This is a genomic window from Rubritalea profundi (genome assembly GCF_002954445.1).
Classification (GTDB): Bacteria; Verrucomicrobiota; Verrucomicrobiia; order Verrucomicrobiales; family Akkermansiaceae; genus Rubritalea; species Rubritalea profundi.
This window is the reverse complement of sequence record NZ_MQWA01000001.1, coordinates 185,027-188,676: the sequence shown is the minus strand read 5'-3', so window position 1 is coordinate 188,676 and position 3,650 is coordinate 185,027. Positions and strand designations below refer to the sequence as shown.

The window sequence follows — 3,650 nt, the reverse complement described above, 5'->3', positions numbered from 1 at the left end:
GTTAATGGTTAATGTTATTGGTTATTTAGTTTAAATTAGAGTTTTCTGAAAGTCATTTTTAATTGAGGGAGGTGTTGCTGGATGATGGCTCTGAAATGGGTAAGGGCGTTTTTGGGGAGAATACTGGTGGGCGAAATGATGCGGATGACGCCGAGTTTTGGAGTGAGGAGGCTGGCTCCGTGTATTAAGGGTTTGGCGTCAAGTTGGTGATCTTGTTGGAGGTCGTTGATGATTTTCTGAGCTTGGGAACCGGCGATCCAGATGGCGGCGTAGTAGCAGGTATCCCAGTCTGGGACCAGGAGTGGCCAGCTGGATTTCCCGGGATTTTCTGGTGATAACCCCCTTATCACCCCATGAAAGCCTCTCCGAACACCTCGCCCAGAAAGCAAATTCCTAGCAGTCCAAAATCTATGATCGATCCCCCCCACCACCACGCTTCTATTTATTTCAAACTCTAGGGCTTTTATCCTTGCCTGATCACAGTTCCTCGCCAATCTCTACGTATTCCCACCTCTCATCTCCCTCGCGCTCCTTTCTCCGATCTCCGATCCCTTCAACAGCGCCACCGAAAAATCAAGTTGCTAGCTATATCCTGTTTCCACCTTTGAATATCTTATGTTTCATAAAATTGACTATCCATTCCTGATCGCGGCTTTCCTAAGTTTCGTTGCGAGCGTCTCCCTCTGGTTCCTCGTGAGCCACGACTTAGGTCTTTTCGTCGGCCTCTGGGTGCCTAGTATTCTTGCCCTGTGGGTTGGCGTGCGCGTCGTTCTACTTGCATCTGGAGTTACAACTGAAGGGGGCAGGACTGATCTATGAATATTATCTACACCATTTTTTTCTTCGGTCTAGCGATGTCTCTGGTGGTCTTAAAAGGGATTCTCATGTCGCGCGAGTTCGCGGTAAAGTCCCGGCAAGAGCGTATGGGGCAAAGTCAAAAACAGCGGGATGAGTCCAACTGAGCCGACTAACTGATGATGGGCCGTTTTCACCCGTATGGGCAAAAATGGCCTATCTCTACCAAAGCATGCGCCCTCTAGGACACCATCCTCCTATCTCCTCCTCGCTTGATGCTCTCGACCACCTCACCCAAAAATGCAAATTCCTAGTAATTTGAATGCTTCCTAATAAACAAGGCTTTGCGCGTAAGGCTTAAGTTTTGCTTTTCTTTTTCTTTTTCTTATCCGACTTATCCGACTTATCCGATCCACTTTTGTTTCTAGAGAAATTTTTCTTCCTCCAAGGAATATTGCGGTCAAATAACTCACCATACTTGGCATAACCATTGTAGCTTACAACATTCTTTTTATAGAGAGCCATCTGCTCGTCGTAGCGCTTTCTCATGGCTTCTAATGCATTTTTTGATTTAGCATCAGAGATGAGATTTTTCATTTCGTACATGTCTTCTTCGGTATTAAACAGCTCTTCGGCGGGCTCAAGGCCTTCTTTTGCGAACCACCAATAGTTATATTTCCATTCTTTACTGACTACGTCTAGGTGATGCACGGGATCTTTTCTGAACACATTCATCAAAGGCAGCACTTCGCGAATGTCACTTTCGTGCTTATCCAAAAGAGGCAGTAAGCTTTTTACCACCTATATTTCCAGGAATACTCAAACCAGCTAATTCTAAAATCGTAGGGGCAATATCACAACCACCAGTGAGGGCCTTCGACCTAAGCTTCTTACCACTGACTGAGTGACGGGGATCATAGATCATCAACGGCACACGTGCAAATTCCTCATAGGGTAAGACCTTAGCTCCATAACCGTAAACTCCATTGGCATAACCACTATCAGACGCGAAAATGATCACCGTTTTTTCTGTTAGGTTATGCTTGGCTAATTCTTCCCGTATCATACCAACCGCCACGTCTACCCCATAGACAAGCTGGTTGTAGTCCCTCATAGCCTGATCATAGTCCTTGTCATAGCCCCAATCCGTTTAGCGCCCCCACTGTCTTCCCATTTTACTTTGGGCAGAAAAGTGCTTGCCGTTTTCTCTTCCAAAGTTAACCGGCTGAGTGAATGTCTTACCTTTGTAAACATAATCAAATGCAGGATCAGGCTGAGAAGGCTTGTGTGGAGCTTTAAAGAAGACACTCAAGCAAAAAAGGTTTCTTTTCGGCTTTAGCTTTTTTGATGAAGTCTTGGCCAAAGGCTCCGTAGGCTCTTGAGGAGTGCGGGTACTCAGCCGCGTATTTTGCAATACTAGGATTTTTAGATGTTTTGTAATCAGTTTGCCCTTCAGAGCCACCCCAGACATCAAACCCTTTGATCGGCATGGTATCATTCTTAACGCTCGTAGAGCTACTGGGCTTGTCATGAACACCGAAACCAAACTTGCCAGCAAAGGCTGTTAAGTAACCTGCTTTACGCAAAAGAACCGGGTAAGACTTCATGAATTCATGCAACCCCCTATCTCCCCCCAGCACAATGCCCTTAATCACCTCACCCAAAAAGCAAATTCCTAGCAGCGCGTTCGATAGAGCAAACTACGCTCCATTGCTCCGCTGGATGCGTGAAAACGTCCACGCACATGGCTCTACTTTTCTACCGCAAGATCTGATGAAGAAAGCAACTGGCGAAGGCACCAACCCAGACTATCATCTCGCTCATCTGAAGCGAAGGTTTCTAGGCTAGGCTGATATAGTTCAATTTATTGCTGAATACCCGTAACCTGCACGAAATATTCTACAGGCAGATCGGCCAGAGGACCTCTAAGTTTATCTAACTGATCAGCTGGACCGTGCATCTCTAGACGAATCATCTCAGCGAGCAAACCAGAAGCCTCAAGATGAGCGCCTACATTTGCTAGGTGAACAAGGATGGCATCTGCGTCTATGTATGCTTCACGACAAAATGCGACATCATCGCAAATACTGAAATCGTAATAGAGGCAAGCTGCCTCAGAGCTTGTGCTCTCGACGAAATCATTCATTAGTGATTTAAAATCGTCAACACGACCTTCATTGATTTTGAAATAGGGATGAATACTAACTGCTTTAGATAATTGGCTCATTGTGGAAGACTTTCACGTATCATTGACCTCTCGTCAACTAGAAAAAGAAGATTACGCAACCCCCTATCTCCCCCCAGCACAATGCCCTTAATCACCTCACCCAAAAAGCAAATTCCTAGTAATTATCGGCCTGTTGGACTGCCTCGTCAATGTAAGAGAGCATATGAGATTGGACGGCGGAGGCTGATTGGATTGAGTTTGGAATAGAGACCATAAAAATGGTCTGGCGCCCACTTTCAAAGTCAAGCATCTTCGACGCTTTATAGTGACTTTTCTGGAGTTTTTTTGATGTCAACTCACCCTCTTATTATGAGGCTCATATCAGCTGAATATGGAGCATCCCGGGAGCTGTAATTGAGTGCATTCCACGTAACTTTTGGCCACCAATCCGAACTTGCAAAATAATTCCAGCGAAGCTGCTGACTCACAGCGCTCAGACCTCACCTGCGCACTTCTGCCTGCCATTCACTCCTGTCCCCCCACACAACTCTGGCTGTCATAGCCCTCCATAGACCAATATCAGTTTTCAAGATCCCTTACAGATAAAGGAAATACTCCAGATTCAGGTCAATTAGTCTGTCTCATAGTTGCGAAATTTATTGTGCGAGTGCTATGGGGGGGGTATGTG

7 protein-coding genes are annotated in these 3,650 nt (G+C 45.8%); 2 read left to right on the top strand and 5 right to left on the bottom strand.

Annotation, left to right across the window (positions count from 1 at the left end; genetic code table 11):
• Positions 1–35 precede the first annotated feature (35 nt).
• Positions 36–350: a hypothetical protein gene (locus BSZ32_RS00845; protein WP_105041672.1), complete on the bottom strand. Its 315-nt coding sequence runs from the start codon at positions 348–350 to the stop codon at positions 36–38.
• A 265-nt stretch (positions 351–615) separates the two neighbouring features.
• On the opposite strand from BSZ32_RS00845, the gene BSZ32_RS00840 reads away from it, so the two are divergent.
• Entirely contained in the window at positions 616–819 is a 204-nt protein-coding gene (locus BSZ32_RS00840; protein ID WP_105041671.1) for a hypothetical protein, read from the top strand.
• A gap of 333 nt (positions 820–1,152) precedes the next feature.
• Here the strand turns inward: BSZ32_RS00840 and BSZ32_RS00835 are convergent, their stop codons facing one another.
• The 3 genes from BSZ32_RS00835 to BSZ32_RS00825 all read right to left on the bottom strand — a co-directional run bounded on the left by BSZ32_RS00835 (position 1,153) and on the right by BSZ32_RS00825 (position 2,402).
• A complete protein-coding gene (locus BSZ32_RS00835) occupies positions 1,153–1,572 on the bottom strand; it encodes a hypothetical protein (RefSeq protein ID WP_105041670.1) in 420 nt (139 codons plus the stop codon).
• Positions 1,565–1,909: a sulfatase-like hydrolase/transferase gene (locus BSZ32_RS00830; RefSeq protein WP_105041669.1), complete on the bottom strand. Its 345-nt coding sequence runs from the start codon at positions 1,907–1,909 to the stop codon at positions 1,565–1,567. The genes BSZ32_RS00835 and BSZ32_RS00830 overlap by 8 nt, the downstream gene beginning before the upstream one ends.
• A 181-nt stretch (positions 1,910–2,090) precedes the next feature.
• On the bottom strand, positions 2,091–2,402 hold the full coding sequence (locus BSZ32_RS00825) for an alkaline phosphatase family protein (RefSeq protein ID WP_105041668.1): 312 nt from the start codon (positions 2,400–2,402) through the stop codon (positions 2,091–2,093).
• A gap of 34 nt (positions 2,403–2,436) precedes the next feature.
• Between BSZ32_RS00825 and BSZ32_RS00820 the strand changes: the two genes are divergently transcribed.
• Positions 2,437–2,643 carry a hypothetical protein gene (locus BSZ32_RS00820; protein WP_105041667.1) on the top strand — a complete coding sequence of 69 codons (207 nt, stop codon included), beginning with the start codon at positions 2,437–2,439 and terminating at the stop codon, positions 2,641–2,643.
• A 16-nt stretch (positions 2,644–2,659) separates the two neighbouring features.
• Here BSZ32_RS00820 and BSZ32_RS00815 read toward each other — a convergent pair whose 3' ends face one another.
• Complete coding sequence (locus BSZ32_RS00815; protein WP_105041666.1) at positions 2,660–3,022, bottom strand: putative quinol monooxygenase; 363 nt, start codon at positions 3,020–3,022, stop codon at positions 2,660–2,662.
• Positions 3,023–3,650 lie beyond the last annotated feature (628 nt).